This is a genomic window from Saliphagus sp. LR7 (genome assembly GCF_003344565.1).
Lineage (GTDB): Archaea > Halobacteriota > Halobacteria > Halobacteriales > Natrialbaceae > Saliphagus > Saliphagus infecundisoli.
Genome location: NZ_QPND01000035.1, coordinates 1 through 25,901, shown reverse-complemented (window position 1 = coordinate 25,901; position 25,901 = coordinate 1). Strand labels below are relative to the sequence as shown.

Below are 25,901 nucleotides of genomic sequence, written 5' to 3'. Positions count from 1 at the left end.
CGACCATCTCCTCGGCGTCGCTCACCTGCGAGGCGATGGGCTTCTCACACCAGATCAGCGACGGGTCCGCCGTCGAGCGGGCGGCGTCGACGACGTGGTCGTGATGGAGGTAGGAGGGCGTACAGACGGAGACGATATCGAGGTCCTCGGAAGCGAGCATCGCGTCGTGGCCGACGTACCGCCGGTCGTCGGGGATCTCCCAGGCCTCGCCGAAGCGCGTGAGTTTTCCCTCGTCGACGTCCGCGACCGCGACGAGCTCGATTTCCTCGGTGGCGTCGAACCCGCCGGCGTGGCTCGCCTCGATCTTTGTCTGGCCGATCTCCTCAGCGTCGTGCATCCCGAGGATGCCCATCCCTGCAATGCCGCCCGTCCCGATGATGCCTGCAGCGTAGGTCATGTGAGTTCTCTTTATTCGTAGGTGTGGACCGAGCCGGTGGCGTTGTCCTCGATGTACTCCCAGTCGTAGGAGACGCCCAGTCCGGGCCCCTCGGGGACCGAGATCCGGCCCCCGTCGTCGATCGTGTCGATCATGTCCGAGTAGTCGCCCTCGTAGACCGGGGGCTGGGTGTTGGGCGCCTCGGGGTGGACCAGCGCGAGTTCGTAGTAGTTGGTGTTTCGCGTGGCGGCGATGCAGTGGCGCTGGGCGGGGCCGGGCGCGTGGAACTCGACGTCGAGGCCGAACGCCTCGGCCATGTGGACGATCTTCATCGCGCCGGTGATGCCGGCGTCGTACTCGGGGTCAGCACGCACGAAGTCGGTCGCGCCGTTGGCGACGAAGTCGGCGTGGGGTTCGAGCCCGCGGACGTGTTCGGTCTGGAGGATCGGCGTCTCGATGTGTTCGCCCAGGCGCTTGTGGCCGTGCTGGGAGATCCCGCCATCCCGATAGGGGTCCTCGTACCAGAAGAACTCCTGTTCATCGAGGGCTTTCCCGACTTTGAGGGCGTCGCCGAAGGTCTCGTACTCGCAGGCGGGATCGAACATGAGGTCCATCTCGTCGCCGACCGCCTCGCCGACGGCGTGGACCGACTCGATCTCGCGGCCGAGGTCGCGGCTGGCGTCGCCGCCGCCCCAGCCGTGGATCTTGAAGCCGGTGTACCCCATCTCGAGACACTCCTCGCCGAACTCCGCGAACGCCTCGGGGGAGTCGAGCCCGCCGTTCTCGTCGCCGTGGTACGTCGAGGCGTAGGCCGGAATCTCCGTCCGATAGGTGCCGAGGAGTTCGTGGATGGGGGCGTCGTAGTACTTGCCCGCGAGGTCCCAGAGGGCGATGTCGATGGGGCCGATGCCCATGCGGTCGTACTTGCGGAGGGCGCGTTTGATCTCCGACCAATGTTTCTCGCGGTCGAAGGGGTTCTTACCGATGAGGTAGTCGGCGAACATGTTGACCTGGGCGGCGCCGGGGGAGTTCCCGCCGACGTACTCGCCGGTGACGCCCTCGTCGGTCTCGATCTGGATGGCGAACAGTTTCCGCCAGGTGGTCTCGCCGGGCTCGTAGACGAGGTTGAAGCCGTGCTGGTCGGTCGCGAGGTCCTCTAAGGGGTACTCGAACTCGCGGCTCTCGATGCGCGTGATCGTCGGTGCCATACACAAAAACGAGTAGGCCCCCTCATAAACCTCTCCCTCGTACCTCCTATTACACTAAATTGGATGGTGTTCCACATTACTGAACAACAGTACGGCGACCAAGATACGATTCACTAAGTATCCTATTCGTCATTAGACCCCCAATTACCCATTTCCATCTATTACACACATATGAGCGTAAGTCCTGTGCACTCCCAGTAAATTCTTACCCGTTACTCAGCTTTGCACAGTGATCAGACGACAGATTTACCGTCTAAATATCTCCGAGACGACGTCTATTGACGGATTTTCTCAGTAGAGAAACAATGAGTTGATCTTCACAGGAGTGTGTTTCCTGTATTTTCGCATCGATCAGCGCGTCATCGAAGTGGTCGGTTGCTCATTTGACTTCGAGATACCTGTTCAACAGCGAGTCTACTCCTGATTTGACGACTTGAAATGTAGTGGATTTAATGTGAAGGGCTGAGCCGTTACGTAGCCTATCCTATGATAGACACGAGGGAGGTACTCCGCTGTCAAGAGTTCCGCTCAGTCCATCAAGTTTCTGACTGAGTGCGGGTTTTGAGATCATTTAGTATATGCCGGGCTCTTATTCCATCTAACACTGCAAAACAGCCCCTGTTCAGTGATAATGAACAAATTAGGAATAGGTGAAATTGAGTTCGATTACGTTGACGGTCTCGAGAAGTCGCATCGGCAATTCTTCTTCAAAGTAGTCACCCTGCATTCGGTTTCCAGGCCCAGAGAGACTTACTGCACCAAGTACCCGGCTATCAGTGAGAATAGGTGCAGCGACACACCGCAATCCCTCAAGACGTTCCTGATCATCGACTGCATATCCACGTTCCCGGATCTCATCAAGGACCGTTTCAAGTTCTTCGCGCGTACCAACTGTGCGTTCGGTCCGTTGGGGGAGACCGTGATGTTCAATTATATCATCAACTCTCGAGACAGGAAGATGTGCAAGGATTGCCTTCCCGAAAGCTGTGGCATGGAGATCAACGCGTGCACCGACTGAGGAATCAACCTGAACGGCCTGTTCACCCCTGGCTTGGTGGACATAAACTCCTTTACCATGATCTTCAATCAGGAGGTTCGCGAGCTCGCCGGTTTCCTCGGCAAGCTTGTTGACCTCAGGCTTGGCGACCTCGTAAATAGGCAGTCGGCGTCGCGCCGAAGCCCCTATATCGAGAAATTTAATCCCGACTTGGTAGCTCGCTTCTTCCTTATGGATGTATTCCTCTTGCTCTAATGTCGAGAGATAGTTGTGGACGGTGCTTTTCGGCATTCCAAGATGATCAGCGAGATCGGTTACACCACAACCATCTAGCTCATCTATGGCTTCGATAATCGCGAAGGTGGTTTCGGTTGCCCCCACCGGGTTTCGTGCCTGCGACATGGCCTTGGGTAAGGACGTGTAGAAACAAATAACTAGCTGTTCCAAATTGGTGAACGGCCCGCCTATATTTGAAATAATTATATATGGATTACTAGGATTAGAGTTGATGAGTACTCATATTCCGAATTTAGATGTTTGTATAGGAGAAACAAACCAAAAATATACTAAAGATTTATTGCGGTTGGCTCGCCATAAGCTAACCATGCGGTCTACTGACAGACGTTCATTCATCAAAGTGGTGGGCGGAACAACGATTGCAGGCGCTCTTGCCGGTTGCATGGGCAATGAGGGCGGCAATGGAAATGGCAACGGCAACGGTAATGGAAACGGGAACGGGAATGGCAACGCCAGTGGTAATGGAAACGGGAACGGCAATGGAAACGGCGACGGCAACGCCAGTGGTAACGGCAACGGAAACGGTAATGGGAACGGCAACGCCAGTGGTAACGGCAACGGGAACGATACCGACAACCAAACGAGCAATGAAAGCGGCAGTGGGAGCGGTGAATCCCGACAAATAGGAATTTCTCAGCACCAAGCTGGTGGGTCCTGGATTACAGCATTCTTTGATTCAGGAACAATCTATGCTGAGAGTCAGGGTTACCAGCTCGAGACTTTCATCCACGAGGCGGATGCGGCGACCCAGATCTCACAGGTCCGCCAGATGATTAACCAGGAGTATGATGGGATTGTTCTGGTACCATACAATGAGTCGCTTAACGATGTAATCGTGGAAGCCGAGGAAGCTGGCATTCCCGTTTTCACGGCTAATCAGGATGCGACAACCGAGGCTGTAAAGTCTTTCACAGCATTTGGGAACGAGAATGCTGGCCAAATCTGTGGTGAACAAATGTATGAGGCCTTGACTAACCAGAAGCCAGATGTCGATACCTATCGAGTACTAAACGTGCGAGGAGATTTCATCTCCTCATCGAACGCCCGCACGGATGGTTTCCTTAGCGTGATGGAAAGCCAGGATGACGTAGAAATCGTCAATACAATCCAGACAGACTGGACACAATCTGACGCTCAATCAAAGGTCCAAACGTGGCTCAATGGTAACGATACGCCCCATGGCGTCTATTCTTCGAACATGACTTCTGGATTAGGTACATTCCAGGCACTTGAAGATCAAGGGCTCGCTGTCCCGAAAGGAGAAGATGATCACATCGTCGTCACCCAACTTGATGGCGGCCCAGATGTCAACCCAAAGATACTTGATGGGTACATTGACGCTGCTGTTGACCAACCCGTGACGTTCTACATCCCACTAGCTATCAAGCAGATGGAAGCTTACTGGGAGAATGGTGATGACGCGATCCCGGAAATCGACAGCGAACTCACAGAGGATGATTATTCCTTTGAGCCCACTGAGCACCAAAATGGAACTCTCTGGTCAGAGCCGACATGGGCACCAGCACAGGTAGTTGAAAAAGACGGCCATCCTTACGTTCAGACTAGCGGCATCACCCTCACTGAGGATAATGCCGATGAGCCGTATCTCTGGGGAAACATCTGGGGCTAAACTAACCGAAAAGTTAATTTCCTACTCGATTTTCATCCAATACTAAGCCACACCATGTCAGTACTTTCCCAATCTGAATCAAGTCGCAGAGAGCGGATAGTTCCACTCGTATTAGATCATATGATCTGGCCCATTCTCCTTGTCACGCTCATCGTCGCCGGATTTCTAGTACCGGATCTATTTCGGAATTTCCGGTCGTTCGAGTTAGTGCTTTACTCGTCAGTTCCGCTTGGTTTACTCGTCTTGGCTGAGAGCGTATGTCTATTGTCGGGGCACTTCGACCTGTCAATTGGAGCAATCGCAGGGTTTTCAGCGGTGTTCACCGGGATGCTTGTCGGTGGATGCACAAATTGTTGGAGCCTCATTGGGAATCCCTATTTAGCGATAGGGATTATCCTCTTGGTTGGTGGATTCATCGGTTTCCTCAATGGAGTAATGATTGCAAAGTTAAATGTCAATCCTTTCCTTCAGACACTCGCCTTCCTAATCATCTTCTCTGGGGCAAAAACAGCATTGACAACACGGCCGGTCGGGGATCTACCTGCCGGATATCTCTTTCTTGGACGCAATTCGATGTACGCGATCGGATTAATGGTTGCAGTGTTCTTATTATTTGCCTTTATCATGAGGTATACTAGCTTCGGACAGTCAGTGTATGCCGTGGGGAGTTCCGAAAAATCCGCACGTGCTGTCGGGGTTAATACGGACCGTGTGATCATCATGGTGTACGTTATTAGCGGTGTACTCGCTGGTCTCGCTGGTTTAATGTTGACGGGCTACTCCACAATTGTCCCGCCTGATATTGCCGAAAATATGGTATTCCCGGCTTTCGCTGCTGCCGTTATCGGTGGTGTAAGTCTCTTTGGCGGGCGCGGGCGGATATCGGGAGCCCTCGGAGGTGTCTTACTATTGGGTATCGTACAGAGTGCACTCCAACTATCTGGCATTGCGGCCGCACAAATCGAAATGGCTGAGGGGATGGTATTATTGGTAGCAATTCTCCTGTACAACTTCAAGGAAGATATCCGAAGCCGTATCCTGGCAGGTGAGACTGCATGAGTACGCTTGAAGGCGATTCCGGGCCAGAGAAAGGAACAGAGAAATCACCGGCGCCGCCAATTCGGGTTGAGAACGTTGATAAGCACTTCGCCCGAATTGTTGCTCTTAATGACGTTTCTTTCGAAATTAAGGAAAATGAGGTCCTCGCAATGGTTGGGGATAACGGTGCCGGGAAATCAACGTTAATGAACGTTCTATGTGGCGTACACAAGCCGACAAATGGGCAACTGTACGTCTATGGGGACCGTGTCCAGTTCAATAACCCAGAAGATGCCCGTGAGTATGGTATCGAGACAGTATATCAGGACTTGGCGCTAATGGACGATTTAGATGTTGCAACGAACATCTATATGGACCAGTTCCCTACGAAGGGAGCTGGTCCGTTGAAGTTCATTGATTGGAAGAGGACATACCAGAAAGCCGAGAATCTGCTTCAGGAAACGTTAGATCGGCCGGATATCAATGCTCATACAGAAGTTGAGTTTCTCTCTGGCGGACAGCGTCAGCTGGTAGCTATTGCTCGCGCTCTAGCTTTCGACCCACAGCTGGTAATCTTGGACGAACCAACCAGTGCTCTTTCCGTTGAGGCAACCGAGCTTGTCCACGAAACAGTTCGACGGCTCAAGGAGGAGGGGATCACAGTGGTCATTGTCAGTCACAGCTTGGAGGAGATATTTGGACTTGCTGACCGTATCGCCGTTCTCTATCAAGGCAGTCTTGTTGACGTGGCCCAAACCGACAAGGTCAGTCAGGAAGATCTAAAACATATGATGTCGACTGGACGCCGACCAGAGTAGTCAGGCGAATTCAGCCATCACTTCGTCAGCAAACAATTCCATTCCACGCACTTCCGGGAAATCAAGAAACATTAGCTGAAGTTTCTCGAAGCCGAGTCCTCTAATCTCCTCGATCTGGCTGGCGATCTGCGAGGGCGTCCCAATAAGCATACTTCCACGTTCGCGGGCCTCTTCTGCGGTCGACAGTTGCTGATTTTCCATATCCGATTCCTCACCCCAGGGGAGTGGGAAGATCCGGTCGACGTATTCATCGAGTTTCGCTTCATTCTCACAGACGAGGATATGAGCTAGCCACGAGCGGTCGACCTCGTCCGGGTCACGACCTTCTTCTTCAAGATATTCCTCGAACTTCCTTACCTTGAACTCGATCGGCTTGCCTCGGGCACGGGCGCTAATCTCAACGTTCCATTCATCTGCGTAGGCGGCAATCAGCCGAAGCATTCGTGGACCGGCACCACCAATCACGATTGGAGGATGAGGATCCTGAACCGGCTTTGGCTCATTCAATGCGTTCTCAATCTCAAAGTGTTCACCATGGAACGTCGGCTCCTCCTCGATGAACATCGCCTTCGTAATTTGGACTGATTCCTCCAACCAGTCGATACGAGTGCCAACGTCCGGGAAGTCGAAGCCGTAAGCGGCGTGCTCCTCATCATGCCAGCCAGCGCCGAGCCCCAGTCTGAGTCGCCCTTCGGAGAGGACATCGAGTGTAGTTGCCATCTTCGCCAGCAACGCCGGATTCCGGTAGGTGACGGAATTTACGAGCGACCCAATGTCAGCGTCGTCCGTTCGTTCCGCCAACGTCGATAAAAGCGTCCAGACCTCATATTCCTCGGCGTGGGGACCAAGCATGAAATGATCCGGTGCCCAGAGTCCTTCAAGGCCAACATCGACTGCCGTATCGACACCGTGGAGTACGTCTTTTCGTTCGAGTGATTCCATCATCGGCGTATCTCGGTGGACGCCGTCGCCTGCATAACACTGGACCATCCAGTCGAATTGCATACTGGTGGTCCGCAGGCAGGCAAAATAATCGTTGGGGGTCGACCTACTGATGTCAGCTCAAACGTAGGATCGAAAGTGACTACGGTCCCGCACGATCTACCGCCCAGTTTCCCCCCAGGCATGCCCTCAGAGATCAGGTGTACTCATCCTTGCACTCGATATTGATTTGTCGAATTTAAACACTCAATCGGCACTCTCTGTGATATCGACTCAGTGCGGGCCTACCCCTTGAGCCGTTCTAAGTGAGCTAGCTTTATCCACCTATCCACCTGTATCCAATACATGCAGGCACCAGCCAAAGACACCGATCGCTATTTTGAGGAAATCGAGAAAGGCGAAACCTATCGAGTTGATGACTCACGGACAATTACTGAGACGGATATCATTAACTTCGCTGGCATCTCCAGTGATTTTCATCCGCTCCACATGAGTAAGTCGGCCGCAGAAGCCTCTGATTTCGAGGGTCGGATCGCCCATGGTAATCTCGTTTTCGCGATCGCGGAGGCAGTAGTCGCAGACATGAACCCCAAGTCCTTTTCTTATGGCTATGACACGCTCCGGTTCGTTGAACCGGTCTTGATCGGCGACACCATCTCGGTTTCGCGGGAAATAGTTGAGACTGAGGTGTACAATGACACACTCGGCCGCGTCAGTTACGAATACGAAGTCGAGAATGACGATGGGGAGACTGTGCTTGTTTGTACACACATTACGCTGGTCGAACGTCGAGAATCAGGCGAAGAATAAGAAGAGGGGAGCACTATCGCCGAGGCGAGTGTTAGCCAGCCACCTCAGCCAAGCAATTCGCCTGCTTCATTGGCTGCGTCCGATAGCGCTTCCTCGATGGATTTGCTTCGATCGACGACGGCAGCTTCAACCATTTCATTAAGGATCTCGTTGAGTTCGACATATTCGGGAATCTGAGGGAGTGTATTATAGCCGCTGGTGTTGACTTCTTCAGCGACAGAGTAGAAGGAGTTGTGCCGAAGGATAGTGGGGTTACGCCACGTCGAAAACCGAGTCCCAGAAGCACCTGCTTCCGTCGTGATTTGGTCGCTTTCTGACTTCGCTGCATGTTTGATGAATTCATAGGCCAAGTCGGGGTGATCACAGTTAGCTGGAATCGTCAAACCGTATAGAACAGTCAGCCCGGTATGACGCCCTGCAGGTGAGTTGGCTCGCGGAATAAGCCCATAGTTCACGTCACCGAAGACGGCTGAATCGGGATTCTCAGCTAACGCACCGAAGCCCGCCCAATTCCACATCATCGCGGCCTTCCCGTCGGCGTAGAACTGGCCAGCCTCAACGCTTTCCATTTCGGCCGCCTCTGGAGGGACGACTTCGTGTTTGTAGAGCAGGTCGTGATAGAACTGGAGCGCATCACGGCCGGCCTTATTATCGAACGCCGGCTGGCCCTGCTCATTGAGAATCTCGCCCCCGCGACTCCATAGTTGGATAAGGAAGTCGTACACATTGTTGTGCCCGTCAGGTAACGCTGCCACGACGGTTCCCCAGAGGTCGTCCTCCGGCCTGGTGAAAAACTCTGCTACGTCAAGGAATTCCGGCCAGGTTTTGGGAACGTGCAGCGGGTGTCCGTACTCCTCACGGAAGGCGCGCTGTTCCGCGACGCTCTCGAAGAGGTCACGGCGGTAGTGAAAGATCTCTGGACCATCGTGGTAGGGAATGCCGTAAGTCGCGCCCCCATACGAGACGAGTTCGCGCATACTCTCAGCCCATCCTTCGGGCCAGTCCGCGGGTGGGTCCTCCATAAGGTACTCCTCTAGGGACAAGAGGAGGTCTTCGTCGGCGAGTGCTGGGAGCCAGTCGCTGAGACAGAGGAAGAGGTCGTATTTATCGGCGATCACCCCTGTCTCGACGAGCTCCTCGTGGATTTCCGGCAGGGGCCGGTGCTCTCGATCAAGTTCGAGCGTCTGTTCATGGTGTTCGTTGAACGATTCGACCTGCCGCTCTAAGGCCTTCTCGAAGCCGTCGAAGGGACGACCAATGAACCGCAGAGTTGGCATGTGCTCACAGTCGACTAAAGAGGGTAAAATAGTTCCGGGCAAATGTGTGTGTAGGTTATCCTATTTCTAGGTTGAGAACGCTCCGATAGGACTTGATATGTCAGATTTGAATAAAACTGGAACCCTACTCCCGTTATTGAGGGAAAATGCTTCTTCAGCCGAACGCTGGCGTCTACCTACCTCTATTCGGAAAGTACACAGAACGTTCCAGTCATCGCTCTGAATAGCGATATTTGTACTATCCGTCTTCAGTCGAAAACAGCGCTGACCGATCGGCTTTTCCGGATCGTGTCTCCGGGATCTCATCGATGAACTCGATCTCCCGGGGGACCTTGTGGGCACCAAGTTCTGCTCGAACAGCATCCTTCAACGTCTCGACAAGCGTGTCATCGGCCGTCGTCTCGTTCCCGAGGACAAGGTAGGCCTTGACCCGCTCACCGCGCTCTGAATCCGGAACACTTCCGATGACAACGTTGCCAACAGCGGAGTGTGACTGGAGAACCCGCTCTACTTCTAGAGGGCTCACCCGGTATCCGGAGGTGATGATCAGGTCGTCCTTCCGACCACGGTGCCAGAAGTACCCGTCGTCGTCCCTAATGGCTAGGTCACCGGTGAGAAAGAGATCATCGTTGAACTTCTTCTCGGTCGCTGCCTCGGTGTCCCAGTACTCATTGAATACGACCGGATCCGGCAGTCGGACGGAGATCTCGCCGATGTGGCCAGTGTCCACCTCCCGACCGTCTTCGTTGACTACGAGGACGTCATGGCCGGGATATGCTTTGCCCATCGACCCTGGACGGACGTCGTAAGCAGCCGAGCAGTTGCCGACCAGCGCGTTCGCCTCCGTCTGGCCGTACGTTTCGTGTACCGAAGGGGCGAGTTCCTCACGGGCCCAAGACAGCAGGGGGCGCGGGAGACTTTCGCCGCCGGACATCACCACGTCGAGCGAGCCAAGGTTGTACTCCGATGGGTCGGTATCCCTACGAATCCGTTGAAGTGCAGTCGCGGGCATGAACGTGTGTGTAATGGCCTCGTCCTCGATCAGAGAGAGCGCGCCGGCCGGGTCGAAGCCGGAGCGACGCTCCCTCGAGACGAGCGTGCCGCCCATCGCCAGCGTTGGAAAGACAACGTCGAACAAGGCCCCAGCCCAGGCCCACTCCGCCGGCGTCCAGACACGGGCCGATCGGGCGGTTGCATCGTCGAACATCTCGAACCAAGCCTGGTAACCGGGGAGTGAGCCGGCGAGGTATCGGTGACCCTGCACGACGCCCTTCGGCTTGCCCGTCGTCCCGGATGTGTATAGAATGATTGCGGGGTCGTCAGGGGCTGTCTTGCCAGGGGTGATGTGTGTCTTGCACGGGGTCAGATCGTCAAGGCCACCGAGGGTAGTCGCGCTGTACTCACCGGGCTTGACGGAATGAGCTTCGACATCCGCGGCTTCGACGACATCGCTGATGCGCTGGGAGTCGACAACAGCCAGCGACGCCCCACTGTCCTCGATAGAATACGAAAGGGAGTCGCCCCCTAATAGCATCGAGAGTGGCACGGAGACGGCACCATGCTTGAAGATCCCGAGATGGGTAATCAGGAGTTCGGGACACTGAGGGAGACACACGGCGACGCGGTTACCGCGTTCGATACGTTGTTCCTCAAGAAACTCGGCAAGGGCGTCGGCCGCTTCATCAAGCGCCTGGTAGGTAAGTGATGTCGGCGACCCTTTGAGCGGATGGTGTCGAAGGGCCGTTGCGTCTGGTTCAGCGTTGGCACGTTCGAGAGCGACCGAGGCGATATTATATGACTCGCCGAGGTTCCACTCGAAACCCGTCCATGGGTCGTCGGCGTCGGGATCCGGTCGTGGCAGCCGGTAGCCTCGCGTCATTGCTGGTCGTAAATGGCGGTGATGGTCGCGGCGACGTAATAGTTCGTCCAGAGTAGTTCGTGGTCGTCCGCGTATTGGCCTGGTCGGTTGAAACAGCCATGTAAGACCGCCCCGCGGTTGTTCGCGTCCGTGTCAGTCACGAGGTATCCGTCGATCAATGTCGCAAGAATTTCTCGGCCGTACTCACGCAAATCGGCAGTCTCCGATTGGGATGGGAGTATGGTGAGGCCGTAGGCTACGAGCGCGGCCGCACTGGTGTCTCTCGGCTCGTCGGATCCCGCAGCATAGTCCCATTGAGGAACGCCGTCGGATGGAGCATTCTTACGGTGGTAGTTGACACTCTTCCGCAGTGCGTTGAGATACCGACGAGCGCCGGTCTCGGCGTAGGCGCGGGCAAGTCCGGCAATGTGCCACCCCTGGCCACGGGCCCAACAGGTGTCATCACTCAATGCGAGCTCATTGTACTGACGCTCCAACTCTCCGGTATCGCCTTCGAAGACTGCGTGATGCCACGTACTCCCGTCCTCTCGCACGTACCAGTCAAGGTGTCTGTCGGCGTGAGAGACCGCGATGTCGCGAAACCGGGCCTCACTAGTTTCAGCATACGCCCGCCAGAGGACGGGTAACGACGTGTGGACAGCGTCAACGGCGCCGAGCCGGTCGCCGGGCGGTCCATGCGATGATTCCGGTCCCCGGAACTGATCGGGACCCTTGATCGCGAGTTGCCCCAGCGGCACCTGGCGGGCGGTCTCGTCGAACGCCGCAACCATCGCGTCCGCTCCTTCTAGTCCGAGCCCGAACAGGGCCCTGTCCCCCGTCGCGTCGTACCCCTTGAAGCCGGAGAGGTGGAAGTTCATTCCGCAGAACATCGAGGCCCTCGGCATGTACTCTGCCATCGTCTCGGAGTGGGACCGGGCAGCGGCCGCGAAGCGCTTTGTTCTTGTCTCATCATCGGCGTGGCCTGCGGCAAACCAGAGCAGTCCAATCCAGTGCCCGCCACACCAGTTTCCGTTGTCGGTGGTGTCCCATGTACCAGTCTCTGGGTTGGCAAAATAGGGGAATTCCTCGCCCGTCGCTTTGAGCGTCGAATCGACGCGGTCGATGAGCGCATCCCTAGCGCAGTCGAGGGTCTCAAGATTGGCGGTCATATGTACGTTCAGGGAGGGCCGGTTAATGAAACCAGCTCCCGTGAGAAACGGGATCAAGTGCCAGTTCGGGTAACTTCTATTAACGGTCGTGTGCGACTCCAACTGTGAACCTCTACGTAGACACTGCTGCAGTCGATGCCATTGAGGAGTTCGTCTCGATGGGCGTCATTGACGGCGTCACGACGAACCCGTCTATCATCGCCGACACTGGACAAACCTACCGCGACGTAGTCACGACAATCGATGAGATCATCAACGGACCGATCTTCGCACAGGTACTCGCCGAAGATGTTGATGGAATGGTTCAGGAAGGGCGGATGTACCAGTCCTGGGGCGACTCGGTGGTCGTGAAAATCCCAGCGACCAGGGAGGGATTCGAGGCACTCTATCACCTCCGCCAGGAGGAGATTCCCGCGGGGATCACTGTTGTGTTCTCCGTTGAACAGGCGATGCTCGCTGCAAAGAACGATGCCACCTTCGTCGCACCGTATGTCGGTCGGATGGAAGACGCTGGCGACGACGGTATTGACACTGTCGAACGAATCCAAGCGCTCGTCGACAGATACGGCTTCAATACGGAGGTGCTGGCGGCGAGTATTCGGACCACGAACCATGCAACCGGGTGTTATGCAGCTGGCGTCGACGCGATAACAATGGGGCCAGACATCCTCTCGTCGCACATCTCAACACCAGAAACAAGGGAGAGCGTTGAAGGTTTCACCGCGGCTTGGGCGAGTACCGACTCATCAATTGCAGACCCAGCGAAGGACTAGATCAAGTATCAATATGCCTGACATAGACGTTCTCGTGGCCGGCGATACGTTGGTCGACTTCCTTCCATCACATGAGGGACCGCCCGACAACGATACATCCTACGTCCCTCGGCTCGGTGGTTCCGCAGCGAACGTGGCAATCGTACTTGACAGGCTTGACGTGCCGCCGCTCTTCTGGACGCGGTTTGCGACTGATGCCTTTGGGAGTTTTCTCCAGGGTCACTTTCTGGAGAGCAATATTCCTTCAGAGTATCTCATTACTGACGACGAAGCAAGAACCACGCTTGGCGTCGTATCACACGACGTATCCGGTGAACGGTCGTTCGAGTTCTATCGAGCACGCGGTGCCGATACGCGGCTCGAACCGGGAACTGTCACGGATGCAACCCTCGACATCGTCTCCTGGGTCCACACTACCGGCGTAACGATGAACGTCGAACCGAGTCGGACAGCGACGCTGGAACTGCAGGAACGGGCCAGTGACAAATGCATCGTCTCTATGGATCCCAATTGGCGACCAGATCTTTGGGAGAGCCGCGAGGATTTCGCGGCCGTCCTTCGTGGTGCCCTCTCGAATGTCGATTTCCTGGTCGCATCGGAGGAGGACCTCGCTGCGGCAGGGTTCACAGCAGAGGACCCATCCACTCTCGCAGAGACCGTCGCGGCGAATGGTCCTGATACGGTGGTGATCACCCTGGGTAATGCAGGCGCACTCTGTTACGGTACATCCGCGAGCCCGATTCCCGGACTCGCGCGTCATAGGGGCTATGAGGTTGATGTCGTTGATACCACCGGTGCAGGCGACGCCTTCTTCGCCGGAATGATTGCCTCAATCACCAACGGTGTCGAGGACCCCGAACGGGCACTAAAGCTGGCAAATGCTGTAGGTGCAATCGCCACGACGCAGCCAGGAGCTGTTACAGCGCTCTCGTCGCTCGATGACGTGCGCCAGTTCCATGATAACGTTCCTTGGGCGTAACCCCATCGGGGGATCAGCTCCGCCAAACCTATTTACGCCAGTTGGACGATGGCGTCTACCATGAAGCAGGCACTCGACGGTATCACCATCGCCGACTTTACGCAGATGATGCAGGGGCCGTGGGCTACGCAGAAACTTGCCGACATGGGCGCCGATGTGATCAAGATTGAACGCATCGGCGGCGAATGGGAGCGAAAGCTGCCAGCGGGCGGTGAACTGTACGATGGCGTAAGCCCGTTCTTCCTTGCGATGAATCGGAACAAGCGCAGCGTCACCCTTGATCTCAAGTCGGAGGGGGGACAGCAAGTGGCTCTCGATATCGCGGCTGAGGCCGACGCGGTAGTTGAAAACTTCCGGCCAGGAGTGATGGAGAAGTTCAATCTCAGTTATGATGACGTCCGCGAGGTTAACCCCGAGGTTGTCTACGTGTCAGCCTCCGGATTCGGATCGGACGGACCGTACGCCGATCGGCCCGGACAGGACCTCTTGCTACAGGCGATGAGCGGGCTCGCCAACTATACCGGCCGGAAGGATGACCCCCCAACGCCGGTCGGAACGGCCGTCGTCGACGAACATTCTGCGACACTCATTGCGCTGAACACGATGTTTGCACTGTTCCACAAGGAGCGAACTGGAGAAGGTCAAAGACTAGAGGCGAATCTCCTCAATGCCGCGCTTGACTTCCAGTGCCAGGAGCTGACCGCCGCGATGAACATGGACAAGGACTTCGAGCGAAGCAAGGAAGGGGTCGCTCAGGCCTGGCTTGGTGGGCCCTACGGCATTTACGAGACGGCAGACGGCTATGTCGCTATCGCGATGACACCCATGGACGTGCTGGCCGATGTGACCGGCCTCGACGAACTCAAAGAGTTTGACGGCGAAGAGGCGACCTACGAGCACCGGGACGAAATAAAGCGGATCCTTGAGGCGTATACGCGAACCCAACCGACGGACGAACTTCTTGAGAAATTTCTCACAGCCGATATATGGATCTCAAGCGTCGAGGACTTTGACGATGTCCAGGCGAATCCGCAGATTCAGCACAACGATATGATCGTCGAACTTGACCACCCTGACGGTGGGACATTTAGAACAGTAGGTCCACCAGTCGACCACTCAGAGACACCCGCGTCCCTCGAAGAAGGACCGCCTAATCCGGGCCAGCATACAGAGGAGGTCCTCGCCGAGCACGGGTATGATGAAGAAACCATCGCGAATCTCCGACATCAGGGCGTCGCAGAGTGAGACCGTAACCGGCACTCCTCGGTCGTAAGTCGTGCTCTTAGTCATACCTTTGGCGTTTCCAGCTCTCATGAGCTCCGGCTGACGGATCGACTGTCCACACCGAAGTTTCCAACTCTGTAGAGAAAGTGCCGGTCACATTCTTTATGACATATTAAACTATATAGTATATATTATATAATTTACTCAGAATTTGTTGCAGTCTGTGGTTGATCATCTCGACGAGATCTTTGCCGAATAATTGCAAGATTTCTTGATAACATGGACGGAAAGAAGTCGGCACAACAGCTCTTAGCCACAATAGCGTACTAAAGTGATGTTACACAGACTAAACTCGCGGAGTGGGATGGCAGTTAACGGCGGGCAATCTATAGCTGGCTCAAGCGACTTGACACTGAAAGGGCACTTGAGTAGGCGGCCACGTATACAATTAATTTGGGTGGAAACATAAAACATAAGATTATATGAACATAGTTCAGAGGTACTGTCTAGTTCAGCACCTCCTCGGCTGGCGTTCGTTGAGCGAGTGACTGATGCGGCCTCTGAAGGTTATAGTAGTGCATGGCTTGAACCATCCACCGGCGGGTACTGGCTCGACTGCCCACCCACGAGTTGTGGAAGCGGTCGACTCGCATTTTGAGCGTGTGAAACCACTTTTCGATGAGATTTCGGTCATTATAGTCAACCCGACCGCTCAATCCTAGTCGAGCAAGGCCGGTCCGATAACCAAACTGATCGACGAGAAACACCGCCTAAGAGAGATCGTGTTTCTCGCAGAGTCATGCAGGAACGCAGCCGCCGGATTGGTTCCATGACGTCCGAGCAGCTCGGCGTCGAGAATCAACTTTGTGTAGAGGTCTTTTTGTCTCTTGAGAAAATGAACCACCAGTTCCAACCCAGCAGTACAATAAGCTACTAGTATCACCAGTTCATTCGAGTCAGTGAAACGTACTGGCCGGTTTAAAAGCCTGACCTCGCCACCCCATTCCATTTTCATCAATACCATGTAACGGGAGTGTGTGTGCGAACAATTAACTTACTGTAATCACCACTTCGTGGACTGTTGAATGACCAGTGTTGTCCGTCGCGGTTAGTGTGACAGTGAATTCCCCGGATTCGTCGTAGCGGTGGTCCGTCCACCATCCCGTCGCAGTCGTACCGTCCCCTAGATCCCACTCTAGAGAAGTGATCCAGCGGTCGTCACCGGAAGTGTCCTCAACGTCGAATTCGATGCGCTCATCCGTTGAGACATCGGTTTCACTCGGCTTCGCACGTGCAATCGGTTCCGTGAGGTCACCGACCGTGACGGTCACCTCATGGGTTGTTGTCTTTCCGTCGTTGGCAGTGGCGATCAGCGAGACCGTATATTCGCCTGCTTCGTCGTAGCGGTGGTCCGTCCACCATCCCGCCGCAGTCGTACCGTCTCCTAAGTCCCACTCCAACGAGTCGATCCAGCGATCGTTGTCTGTCACGTCCCTTGCGTCAAACTCTAGGCGTTCGCCGATAGTCGTCTCGGTCGCACTCGCATCAATCTCCGCGAAAAGGAGCTTCCAGGTGTGACGTAGTGGAGCGTAGACATTGTCACCTTCTTCAATATTATAGTGGTAGCCGCCGTCTGCAAGTTGGTCGGGGTCGATGAATCGACGAATGAACGTCTGGTCGCCAACGTCAACTGTGACCTGCTTTCGGCCATCGGAGTTGTCTACGGCGTTGATTCGATATGTACCACTCTGTGCATAGGTTTCGTTGGAATTGATCCCAGAGAGTTTGCTGTCCTTGTTGTCAATGTAGAGATAGTCCGAAGCACTGCCATCAAACCGCTTTCGCTCGCCTCCTCTGTTATCCAGTGCAAGCATGAGTTCGTTCTTCATGCTCATCTCCTTGGTGAAGTCCTCAACAGAACCGGTGAACCGATCTACCGATTCGTCAATGAGCGTTTCACCGTTCGCGACGAGAGACGTACCGTCTTGGAGATAGGTACGTACAGCCTCACCATCGCGCTCCGAGTAGACCGCGAAAGCGCCGGTAAAGGAGAACGTATCACCGATGTCGTGTGTGATGTCGTGTCCGGCACCCCGAGCGACGTAGTCCGTCCGCCCATTCGTCAGAACGACTTTCACCGCACGTGCGTCCGAGACGTCCGAGTCCTCGCTCGTCACGGGAATGGACTCGATTGAGTCAATGAAGCGGCCTTCAGCATAGGGTTCAAGAACGGACGTAAACGTAGATTGGATATCTGAACCCGTCCGACGAGCCAGCAGGTACGTCAACTCGTCGGGGTTCTCCGGCCGGTCCGGTGGTTCGCCCGTGGCGAGGGCCGCTTCGTCCAACTCGTCGTTGAGCATAGTCAAGCGAAGGTGGATATCTGCGTCATCATCACGACGGCCGCGGTAGTCCTCAATATCCCAGTCCACGCTGTACGGAGCCGCCGGCTCCTCGTCACGAGAGACATCCCGAAGGTAGTTGAAGCCACTTCCCACGGAGTCATTGTAGGACTGCGAAGCGAAGGGGACGTCAGGACCGGCATAGGTTCCGCTGCCCTGGTCGACCAAATCGAGGCCGGTGGTGGCGACGTCAGTGGACGTCGCTCCATGGAAGCTAAAGAGGTGGTCATCGCCGCCATCAACGTCGAAGAAGTCAACAGCATAGGAGTTTGATTCGTCGACCCGAATCATCGCCGTTGTCCGACGATACTCGTCGACATCCTCATACGCCTCTGTCGAGTTTGCATCGAACAGTTTGACCTGCTCGTCATCATCGAAATGCTTGGTCCTGGCGACGAGTTGGGGTTCTTGGAACTGGCGATTAACCATCACTGTGTTGTGGCTGATAGTCTCCGCTGACCAGTTCTGGGCCTTTGGCGTCCCGAGATCTGCCGGATAGCCCAGATCCGGAGCCAAGTCAAGCTCGTGGGCCATAATCCCGAGATTTAGGGTATCGGTATGGGCGTGAGAGGTCCCCGGTCCGTGGGCGTTCTTCCCGAAATAGTGCCAGATGGCCCGTTTCCGATTTCCGCGTTCCTGTGCGCGGTCTCTTGTCTCCCTGTCCGTTTCATCCAAGACATCCAGATAATACAGTGCAATCAGATAATCGTCAGAGTCCTCATTCTTGCCGTCATTGGCGAAGGTGATCGTATGGACACCCTCCGAAAGGTCGATCTCGACCGACGTGGTGAAACGAGACCCACCGTAGAAATCGATGGTTCTGATCGATTCCCCATCAATCAGGAGTTCATAAATACCGTATGTTGAGGCTCTAAGGGCCTCCATCTCAAGAAGATACGATCCATCATCGTCGACTTCGAACTCAAAGGTCCACTCCTCGCCTGGCGAGTTTGCCTGGAACTGGATTGCCTCCGGGAAGTCCTTGGTCGCCACGGAACTACTGGCTAAGAGATCCTTGAACGCGTAGGTCTCCCCAAAGGGGACGTTCGTGTAGTTCTCACCGTCGCGCAGCGCAGAGAACCCATAGGCCGGTAACAACGTGCTATCAAAGTCAATGACCCCCTCACTTTCGATGACACTCTCAACTGACGCTGGGAGTGCCTCTGGGTCCGCCGAGAACACATCACCTCGCATCCCAGCCGTCGAGTAACCATTCAAAAAGAAGTACGTCTGGGCGAATATCGAGTCTCCGTAAGCATCGAAGGCGCCCCTGATCGATGAGGGGTTTAGATTATACCCCGTATAGTTGGTCTCGTCATCGCCAATATCTGGCGTCAACCCATCAAGCATGACGAGCTCGATGTTCTGCTTCGAAAATGCGTACAACTTCGGATAGTCCCACAGATCGGCACCGTCGTAGGCATCGTATCCGTCTAAGATGTTTGCGAGACTAGTGAACGTACTCTGGCCGAGCGAATTGTAGTTGGGTCCTGCCTCTTCCCGGTACCCATCTCGATCGACGAGTCGAACCAAATACGGAATGACGTCTCCGCCGGTTGTCGTCCAGTCACTCCAGGGATTGTCGTCGTCACCAGTGTGCTTGATCTCGCCCGGCTGAAAGAGGTATTCGAGGGTCTGTGCCGTGTACCCGTTCGGTTCGTCGATGATCCGTGCTGAAAGCGCTAATACGTCACGTGCACCGCTTCCAACAACGAGGTGGGTGTCTTTCGTTGCCGGCAGTATGTTTCGAAAGAGGCCATCTTCGATGTTCTTTCTGACGTATCCTGTCGTATCCTTGCGTCCCAACTCTGGATACTCCTCGGTCTTAGCAGTGAGGAAGTCGATCAATTGTTGATCCTCCTGACCTGGATAGTAGGCGTCGTAGGCCATGAGGAAGTCCGGTATGATTTGGTCCTCCCAGAGAGAGCCAATGATTTTGCCCGTCCCCCGTCCCCCGTGGATATTGTGATACTCGGGTGCGGGATAGGCGGCGATGTACATATCGGGATAGACGTCTGCAATTCGATCCAGCAACACCGTACCGGCGCGTGCGTACTTGACATCCCCCGTAAAGAGGTAGGCGTCTGAGAACGACTGAATCATCGTGTGGACGTCACCTCGCCATCGGAACCAGTGGTTGTAGAAGGCGACGAAGTGAAGGGTTTCGCCCGCGTCGCCTATTTCCCCGTCCTCGTCAACCCAACCAGTACCATCGTCGACTCCCCAGTCATCGGGCTTGTCGGGATACTCTTCGTTGACCAAGTACTGGTCGTCGGCTAACTCGGGATCGAATTCACCGCTCTCGTCACGACCGCTCTCCCGGTAGGCCGCAAAGTCGTTGGTCGGAACGATGTACTCAGTGTCCGTTTCCATCTTCCACGGACGGTCGGTGCCGGATGACGATGTCCCGCCCATAAGATTTCGAACACGCTGAGTACCTGCCTCTCGTGGGACGTTCTGGCCACCGACCATACGCCAGAGATCGTCTATGGTGTACTGATCTAAGTACTGATCTGCCGCCTGAACAGCTTGGTCGCGGCGCTGTTTCGCCCAGTCGTAGCTATCGATGTTTTGCTGGGCGTTTTTGCGGTCTTCTTCGGTCCACCAAGTTAGTCTTGTCTTTGCGTTCGGGCCGTCTGAACTCGCAGCGGCACCATTTCCAGTTCCGAACGCGAGCGCCGCTCCGATACCTGTTGCTTTCAAAAAGTCCCGACGATCTACGTCGGGAGGTGAGAGTGGAACGGTCCGTCCGTCATCTATAGCCCATTTTCCTATCTGAGAACTGTTATCTCCTCTATTAACCATAACATACTGTTGTTAGCAATTACCATAATAAACCTTTCCTTGAGATTTTACATGATTGGAATTAGAGACCTTCGGTGATGAGGACAGAAGCGATAGGAATCGAGGCACTGAGCCCTCCTCCCTAACGAGCACTGAATGCAAAAAAGAGGGTTTACAGCTCCGCACCAGCTTCTTGGGTAACATATATTGATCAATGCCCAACCTGATGGGGGCCACTGTAGGAGAACTGCTCACAGGTCCCCTCCATCTATGAGTAACCGGGCTATCACGACCACTCGTTAGGGTCGGCCTCGACAGCCGGATCGTAGCGATGACAGGCGATAGGACGACCGTCAGTATCGGTCTCAGGCAATTCACGCTCACAGACGCTTGCAGTCGTCTCCGTAAGGGGGTCGGCTGCGGCCTTTTCGTTGCCGTGCTTGAGGCGATCAATCGCTTCGCTGACCGCCCGATCGACGTCGCTATTGGGGATGTTTTCCGGAAGGCCAAACTGCTCTCTGATGGTCACGCCCTCGATCCTCGCCGGAAGTTCGCCGGTCTGGAGGGTAAACCGGAAGGCAACGACGGCCTGCCAGGTCTCTCGAGAGAGGTTCACGCCCTCCGGCGGGATGTACTCCGGACAGCGGGTGTGGAATCGACAGCCCGAGGGCGGATCGGAGGGATCAGGAACGGTGTCGGTGAGTGGCCTGGCAAGTTCTCGGTCGGCCGGGTCGAGACTCGGGACCGACCCCATCAACACTCGGGAATACGGATGAGCAGGTTCCGAGAGAATAGCGTCAATCGGGCCTCGTTCGACGATCTCACCTAGATACATCACCGCGATACGGTCACAGAATCGGCGGACGACGTCGATGTCGTGGCTAATGAAAAGGATGGCCACATCGAATTCTCGTTGAACGTCCGAGAGCAACGAGAGGACGTCCGACTGGACCCGGCCGTCCAAGGCGCTCGTCGGTTCGTCGGCGACGATCAGGTCGGGATTGGGAACCAACGCCCGTGCGAGTGCGATCCGCTGTTTCTCCCCGCCGGAGAACTCGTGAGGATACCGATCCGCGTCGGAGGCCGCGAGTCCCACCCGCTCTAGGGTGTCCTCGACGATCGCCCGGCGGCGGTCGGCGTCGTCCATCCCGTGGAGTATGAGGGGTTCGGCGACTGCCTGTCCGACGCGCATCCGCGGACTGAACGCCTCGTTGGGGTCCTGGACAATTAGCTGGGCTCGCCGACGGAACGTCCGGAGGTCGTCACCGGACAGGTCGCCGATAGCTTCGCCGTCGAACCGGATCTCTCCACCCGTCGGTTCCTCAAGCCCAAGCGTCGAGAGCGCCGTCGTCGTTTTCCCGGAGCCCGACTCGCCGACCAGCCCGAGCGCCTCTCCCGACCGAAGCTCGAAACTCACGCCATCGACTGCCCGCACTCGGCCAACTTCACGCCGGAGGATCCCTTCGGTGATCGGGTAATGGACTTCGAGGTCGTCGGCGACGAGCAGGCAGTCGTCAGCCATCGTCCCCACCTCCGGTCTCAGCCTCGGTTTCCGCGAGCGAGTTTTCACGGTCGTCCTCGATAATTGGCACCGGGTTTCGCTCGGGAGCGTAGTAGACACACGATGCTCGGTGAGATTGACGGCCGCCGATCGGATGGAACTCCGGTTGATCGTCCCCAGCGCAGGCCTCGATTGCGTGAGGACACTCCTGGCGGAACCGGCAGCCGTCGGCAGGGATCTCACCACGGACCGAGTGCTCTCCGCGAGCGAGGCCTTCGTAGCTCTCGAATAGCGCTCGGGTGTAGGGATGGGCAGGGTTATCGAACAAGTGTTCGACGGGTCCGCGTTCGACAATAGTGCCACCATACATCACTAGTACCCGGTCCGCAAGCGAGGCGACCACCCGTAGGTCGTGGGTGACGAGCAGGATCGAGAGCCCACCGTTGGTCAGCTTACGAAACAGTTTGATCAGCCTGGCCTGGACGGTAACATCGACGGCAGTCGTCGGTTCGTCGGCGATCACCAGGTCGGGGTCGGGCGCCAGTGCGATTGCGATCGCAACCCGTTGACGCATCCCACCAGAGAACTCGTGGGGGTAGTCGTCGACGCGTTCCTCGGCTCGCGGGATTCCAACCCGGCGGAGGAGCTCGATTGCGCGTTTGTGGGCCTCGTCGGACCCGATATCTCGATGAAGTGTAATCGCCTCACCGATCTGGTTGCCAACGGTGTAGACAGGATCAAGCGCACTCTGAGGATTTTGGAAGACATGGGCGATACGGTCGCCTCTGACCTGGCAAAGGTCGGACTCGGAGAGATCGGCAAGCTGGTGGCCGTCAAAGCAAATCGAGCCATCGATGATCTCTGCGGGTGGTTGGGGAACAATTCCTGTTAACGACTCGCAGGTAACGCTCTTTCCGGATCCGGACTCGCCGACGAGACACACGGTCTCTCCCGAGTCGACGTCGAAGCTCACGCCGTCTACGGCGCGGATCGTCTCTCCCTCAGTCCGGACGTGGGTCCGGAGGCCATCAACCGAGAGGAGCTGTTCATCCGTTCCAGTACCTGCTCCTGTCATGTCCGATCCTCGCGGGGGTCGAGTGCGTCTCGGAGCCCGTCACCGACGATTTTGACCGAAAGCACTGTCACCGCAAGAGCGGCGGCAGGCACTAATGAGGTCCACCAGACGGCAAGTGGCGGGCCATAAAATAGCCCTTCGGCGATCGTCATTCCCCACGACTGGAAAGCGACGTGAAAGCCCAGGAAGGAAAGTGCCGCCTCGGTGAGCACAAGGACCGCAATCAGGTGGAAGGCCGCGGGAACAGCGCTGTCAGTGACGTTCGGGAGAAGGTGGTGTTTGATGAGGTAGGCATCTGAGGCACCGGCGGCCTTGGCCGAGCGTACGTGGCCCGCCTCGCGCCGTTGGAGAGTTTCACTCCGGACGACCCGTGCGATCCCGCCCCACGAGAGCAATCCGAACGCGATCAAAAGGAGAAGCATCGAGTTCCCGAAGAACATGTGCGCGATTAAGTAAATTACAATCGCAGGAACGGCAAGTTGGACGTCGATGTAGGCCATCAGGAGGTCGTCAACGAGTCCACCGTAGTAGCCCGCTACCAGCCCGACAGTAGTCGAAAGCGGGACGATCCCCCCGAGGGCGACGATAGTCGCATAGAAAACTGGTCGGGCACCAACGACGAGGAGGTCCGTCAGCTCGTACCCCCAACGGTCGGTTCCAAGCGGGTGGGTCCAAGTACCGTGACAGATCCGTTCGGTAATCGGTCCGTCGGTCGTCGCCCCGACGCAGTCGTTGCCTGTCTCAACGAACGGGCCCGTGAGCCCGACCGGTGGCTGGAACTTATTGGTCCCGGGGGTCCCGCTTTCCAAGGTCAGCCGAGGTTGAAAGCCCGAGACGATCGCGTACAGCGCCACAGCCAGAATGGCGACCAATACGGAAAGCGATAGGACGGTCATCGGGCGTCTGGAGAGGGCAGCAAGGTGCCGCCGGATCCGCCTCCGGTCCCGGACTAAGGAAACCAGCCCGTAGGCCATAAGGCCGACCGCCGACACCAACAACAGCCAGTCGGCCGGCCCGACGTCCCAACGCCAGAAGAGGTAGACCTCATCGCTCGCCCGATGGAGAAAATATACGACTCCGAGAAGCGCTAGTCCGGTCGCAAGGACGATTCGTTCTCCGGTCAGTCGACGTCTTGAGGGACCGATTGAGTCCCAGTCGACTTGCTCGAAGGCAGTTGTGTCGGATAAATGGGGGCCTGAATCAGGGTTTGATTCGGGATTCCGAGCGGGTGGGGAGTCAGTCATGGCCGTCTGTGGAAGGTTGACCGGCCGCCTCGAAGCGCTCGGGCCGGGAAATGGAGAGCAATCTGTCGAACGATCCACGTTACCGGGACAAGTTTTAAACAATTTTTGGTCCTACTGCCGGCGTGCCCTCCAGATCCGGCGGTGAGCGGCCGTGAGCCTTCTTCGCTTGCTCGTACAACGGGTCGTTCTCGGGCTGGTCGCGATCTGGGCACTCCTCTCTGCAATCTTCCTCGTATTCGTCGCGACCGAGGATTGGCTGTTAGACCGAATTCTCGCCGGAGAATCCCGCGGCGGGGCTACGCCCGAAATGTTAGAGCGAACGCGAAGCGAGTATCTCGCCGAGCGGGGGATGGACCGTCCGCTCGCCGAGCAGTACGTCGAATGGATAACGAGAATGTTCACACTCCAGTGGGGCGAGTCCTTTGAGACCGGTCAGACCGTGTTGCCGACGGTGACAGAGGCGGCCATCCGGACGGGCGCCTACGTGGTACCGGCGATCCTGTTGGCCGCAGGATTGGGACTTCTCGTTGGTCTCTACGTCGCTCTGTACGACCGCTCAAACCGGGGGCGTGTCGCCCGGACCCTTTCATACCTGCTGCTCGGACTGCCGAACTTCTGGCTCGGAACTATCGTTCTCGCCGCTGCCGGTCTCGGAATCGGGTTCGGTTGGGATCTGGATGTCAACCGAATCCGCACACTCACACTTCCTGTGGGCTACGGTTACGTGCTCCCCCCACTACTGGTGACGACGACACTGCTCGGGGCGATCGTCAGCTATGCCCGGGCATACGCGTTGCGATACAGTGGGACGGATTTCATGAAACTAGTCCGGGCGAAAGGCGGCGGACGGGCCACCGTTGCCAGGCACCTCCTCCGGAACGCGGCGATCCCGTTGGTATCGCTCGTGTTCACCGAAACGCTGGCGCTAGTTGCGATCTCCGTACTCGTGATCGAGGCCGTTTTTGGCATTCCCGGTCTAGGCTACCTGCTATATAACGCCGTCTGGGCCAGCGACATGCCCGTTGTGATGGGAAGTTCGGTAGTCATCGTCGGTATCGGCGTCGTCGGCAATATCCTCCAGGATCTCTCCTATAGCATACTCGATCCCCGCGTCGACACCGGAAGCCGACGGTAAGGCGCCCACCTGTTGTTGGGGCCTGATGACGGGACACACTCCAATTTACTCTCGGCACTATGAGAGTGTCACAGAATGATCCGCTTACAGAAGGGAACTTTGATACGACGTTATTATTCGGTTTGTCTCTTAATTATAAACGAATGACGTTACGTATTTCCCACCGCGAAAGGGTGTTATACAACGGTTCTCATACTCACGGACATAAATACGTAAAGATATTTGGTGGATTGATGCTGTCGAGTGCAGCGAGCGCGGCATCCTGAAGTTCGTCCAGTGAGTCGAACAGGCGGTTACCGAGTACCTGATTGAGCTTCTTCCAGCAGTCCTCCGCGGGGTTCAGCTCCGGTGAACCCCGCGGCAG

Annotated in this window: 19 protein-coding genes and 2 pseudogenes; 8 read left to right on the top strand and 13 right to left on the bottom strand. The window is 56.2% G+C overall.

Annotation, left to right across the window (positions count from 1 at the left end):
• The 3 genes from DVH23_RS21720 to DVH23_RS21710 all read right to left on the bottom strand — a co-directional run.
• Positions 1 to 397: Gfo/Idh/MocA family protein (locus tag DVH23_RS21720; RefSeq protein ID WP_198668052.1), on the bottom strand; the 397-nt coding region annotated here is incomplete at its 3' end.
• Positions 398 to 408: 11 nt separating this feature from the next.
• A complete protein-coding gene (locus DVH23_RS21715) occupies positions 409 to 1,584 on the bottom strand; it encodes an enolase C-terminal domain-like protein (protein WP_114579450.1) in 1,176 nt (391 codons plus the stop codon).
• 640 nt (positions 1,585 to 2,224) lie between these two features.
• Positions 2,225 to 2,983: an IclR family transcriptional regulator gene (locus DVH23_RS21710; RefSeq protein ID WP_114579449.1), complete on the bottom strand. Its 759-nt coding sequence runs from the start codon at positions 2,981 to 2,983 to the stop codon at positions 2,225 to 2,227.
• A gap of 106 nt (positions 2,984 to 3,089) precedes the next feature.
• Between DVH23_RS21710 and DVH23_RS21705 the strand changes: the two genes are divergently transcribed.
• Genes DVH23_RS21705 through DVH23_RS21695 form a run of 3 tightly spaced genes read left to right on the top strand, consistent with a single transcriptional unit; the run spans position 3,090 to position 6,364 of the window.
• On the top strand, positions 3,090 to 4,508 hold the full coding sequence (locus DVH23_RS21705; protein WP_232833888.1) for a sugar ABC transporter substrate-binding protein: 1,419 nt from the start codon (positions 3,090 to 3,092) through the stop codon (positions 4,506 to 4,508).
• 54 nt (positions 4,509 to 4,562) lie between these two features.
• The gene (locus DVH23_RS21700) at positions 4,563 to 5,567 is read left to right on the top strand and encodes an ABC transporter permease (protein WP_114579448.1); all 1,005 of its coding nucleotides are present in this window, start codon (positions 4,563 to 4,565) and stop codon (positions 5,565 to 5,567) included.
• A complete protein-coding gene (locus DVH23_RS21695) occupies positions 5,564 to 6,364 on the top strand; it encodes an ATP-binding cassette domain-containing protein (RefSeq protein ID WP_114579447.1) in 801 nt (266 codons plus the stop codon). The genes DVH23_RS21700 and DVH23_RS21695 overlap by 4 nt, the downstream gene beginning before the upstream one ends.
• Here DVH23_RS21695 and DVH23_RS21690 read toward each other — a convergent pair whose 3' ends face one another.
• Entirely contained in the window at positions 6,365 to 7,369 is a 1,005-nt protein-coding gene (locus DVH23_RS21690) for an LLM class flavin-dependent oxidoreductase (RefSeq protein WP_114579446.1), read from the bottom strand.
• Between the two features lie 282 nt (positions 7,370 to 7,651).
• Between DVH23_RS21690 and DVH23_RS21685 the strand changes: the two genes are divergently transcribed.
• Positions 7,652 to 8,116 (top strand): MaoC family dehydratase, encoded by a 465-nt coding sequence (locus tag DVH23_RS21685; RefSeq protein WP_114579445.1) that lies wholly within the window; start codon positions 7,652 to 7,654, stop codon positions 8,114 to 8,116.
• Positions 8,117 to 8,160: 44 nt separating this feature from the next.
• Here DVH23_RS21685 and DVH23_RS21680 read toward each other — a convergent pair whose 3' ends face one another.
• From DVH23_RS21680 to DVH23_RS21670, 3 genes are all read right to left on the bottom strand, one after another.
• Entirely contained in the window at positions 8,161 to 9,393 is a 1,233-nt protein-coding gene (locus DVH23_RS21680; protein WP_114579444.1) for a sugar ABC transporter substrate-binding protein, read from the bottom strand.
• A gap of 238 nt (positions 9,394 to 9,631) precedes the next feature.
• Complete coding sequence (locus tag DVH23_RS21675) at positions 9,632 to 11,272, bottom strand: AMP-binding protein (RefSeq protein WP_114579443.1); 1,641 nt, start codon at positions 11,270 to 11,272, stop codon at positions 9,632 to 9,634.
• Positions 11,269 to 12,420: a glycoside hydrolase family 88 protein gene (locus DVH23_RS21670; RefSeq protein WP_114579442.1), complete on the bottom strand. Its 1,152-nt coding sequence runs from the start codon at positions 12,418 to 12,420 to the stop codon at positions 11,269 to 11,271. The genes DVH23_RS21675 and DVH23_RS21670 overlap by 4 nt, the downstream gene beginning before the upstream one ends.
• Before the next feature lie 104 nt (positions 12,421 to 12,524).
• Between DVH23_RS21670 and DVH23_RS21665 the strand changes: the two genes are divergently transcribed.
• From DVH23_RS21665 to DVH23_RS21655, 3 genes are read left to right on the top strand one after another with little or no spacing between them, the layout of a single operon-like run.
• Positions 12,525 to 13,193, top strand: a complete 669-nt coding sequence (locus DVH23_RS21665; protein WP_114579441.1) for a transaldolase family protein — start codon at positions 12,525 to 12,527, stop codon at positions 13,191 to 13,193.
• 13 nt (positions 13,194 to 13,206) lie between these two features.
• A complete protein-coding gene (locus DVH23_RS21660) occupies positions 13,207 to 14,172 on the top strand; it encodes a carbohydrate kinase family protein (protein ID WP_114579440.1) in 966 nt (321 codons plus the stop codon).
• 60 nt (positions 14,173 to 14,232) lie between these two features.
• A complete protein-coding gene (locus DVH23_RS21655) occupies positions 14,233 to 15,417 on the top strand; it encodes a CaiB/BaiF CoA-transferase family protein (RefSeq protein WP_157972568.1) in 1,185 nt (394 codons plus the stop codon).
• A gap of 485 nt (positions 15,418 to 15,902) precedes the next feature.
• On the opposite strand, the pseudogene DVH23_RS21650 reads toward DVH23_RS21655, so the two are convergent.
• The 5 genes and pseudogenes from DVH23_RS21650 to DVH23_RS21630 all read right to left on the bottom strand — a co-directional run.
• Positions 15,903 to 16,273 (bottom strand): annotated as a pseudogene (locus DVH23_RS21650) (IS6 family transposase); the annotation flags it as partial.
• 172 nt (positions 16,274 to 16,445) lie between these two features.
• Positions 16,446 to 20,603 carry a PKD domain-containing protein gene (locus DVH23_RS21645; RefSeq protein WP_114579438.1) on the bottom strand — a complete coding sequence of 1,386 codons (4,158 nt, stop codon included), beginning with the start codon at positions 20,601 to 20,603 and terminating at the stop codon, positions 16,446 to 16,448.
• 265 nt (positions 20,604 to 20,868) lie between these two features.
• Positions 20,869 to 22,104 (bottom strand): ABC transporter ATP-binding protein, encoded by a 1,236-nt coding sequence (locus DVH23_RS21640; RefSeq protein WP_114579437.1) that lies wholly within the window; start codon positions 22,102 to 22,104, stop codon positions 20,869 to 20,871.
• Positions 22,097 to 23,158 carry an ABC transporter ATP-binding protein gene (locus tag DVH23_RS21635; protein ID WP_114579436.1) on the bottom strand — a complete coding sequence of 354 codons (1,062 nt, stop codon included), beginning with the start codon at positions 23,156 to 23,158 and terminating at the stop codon, positions 22,097 to 22,099. Before DVH23_RS21635 ends, DVH23_RS21640 begins: the two co-directional genes overlap by 8 nt.
• On the bottom strand, positions 23,155 to 24,054 hold the full coding sequence (locus tag DVH23_RS21630) for an ABC transporter permease (RefSeq protein WP_157972567.1): 900 nt from the start codon (positions 24,052 to 24,054) through the stop codon (positions 23,155 to 23,157). Before DVH23_RS21630 ends, DVH23_RS21635 begins: the two co-directional genes overlap by 4 nt.
• Before the next feature lie 499 nt (positions 24,055 to 24,553).
• Here DVH23_RS21630 and DVH23_RS21625 point away from each other — a divergent pair, with 499 nt between their 5' ends.
• The gene (locus tag DVH23_RS21625; RefSeq protein ID WP_114579434.1) at positions 24,554 to 25,537 is read left to right on the top strand and encodes an ABC transporter permease; all 984 of its coding nucleotides are present in this window, start codon (positions 24,554 to 24,556) and stop codon (positions 25,535 to 25,537) included.
• 196 nt (positions 25,538 to 25,733) lie between these two features.
• Here DVH23_RS21625 and DVH23_RS21620 read toward each other — a convergent pair.
• Positions 25,734 to 25,901: pseudogene (locus tag DVH23_RS21620) on the bottom strand (IS630 family transposase); the annotation flags it as partial.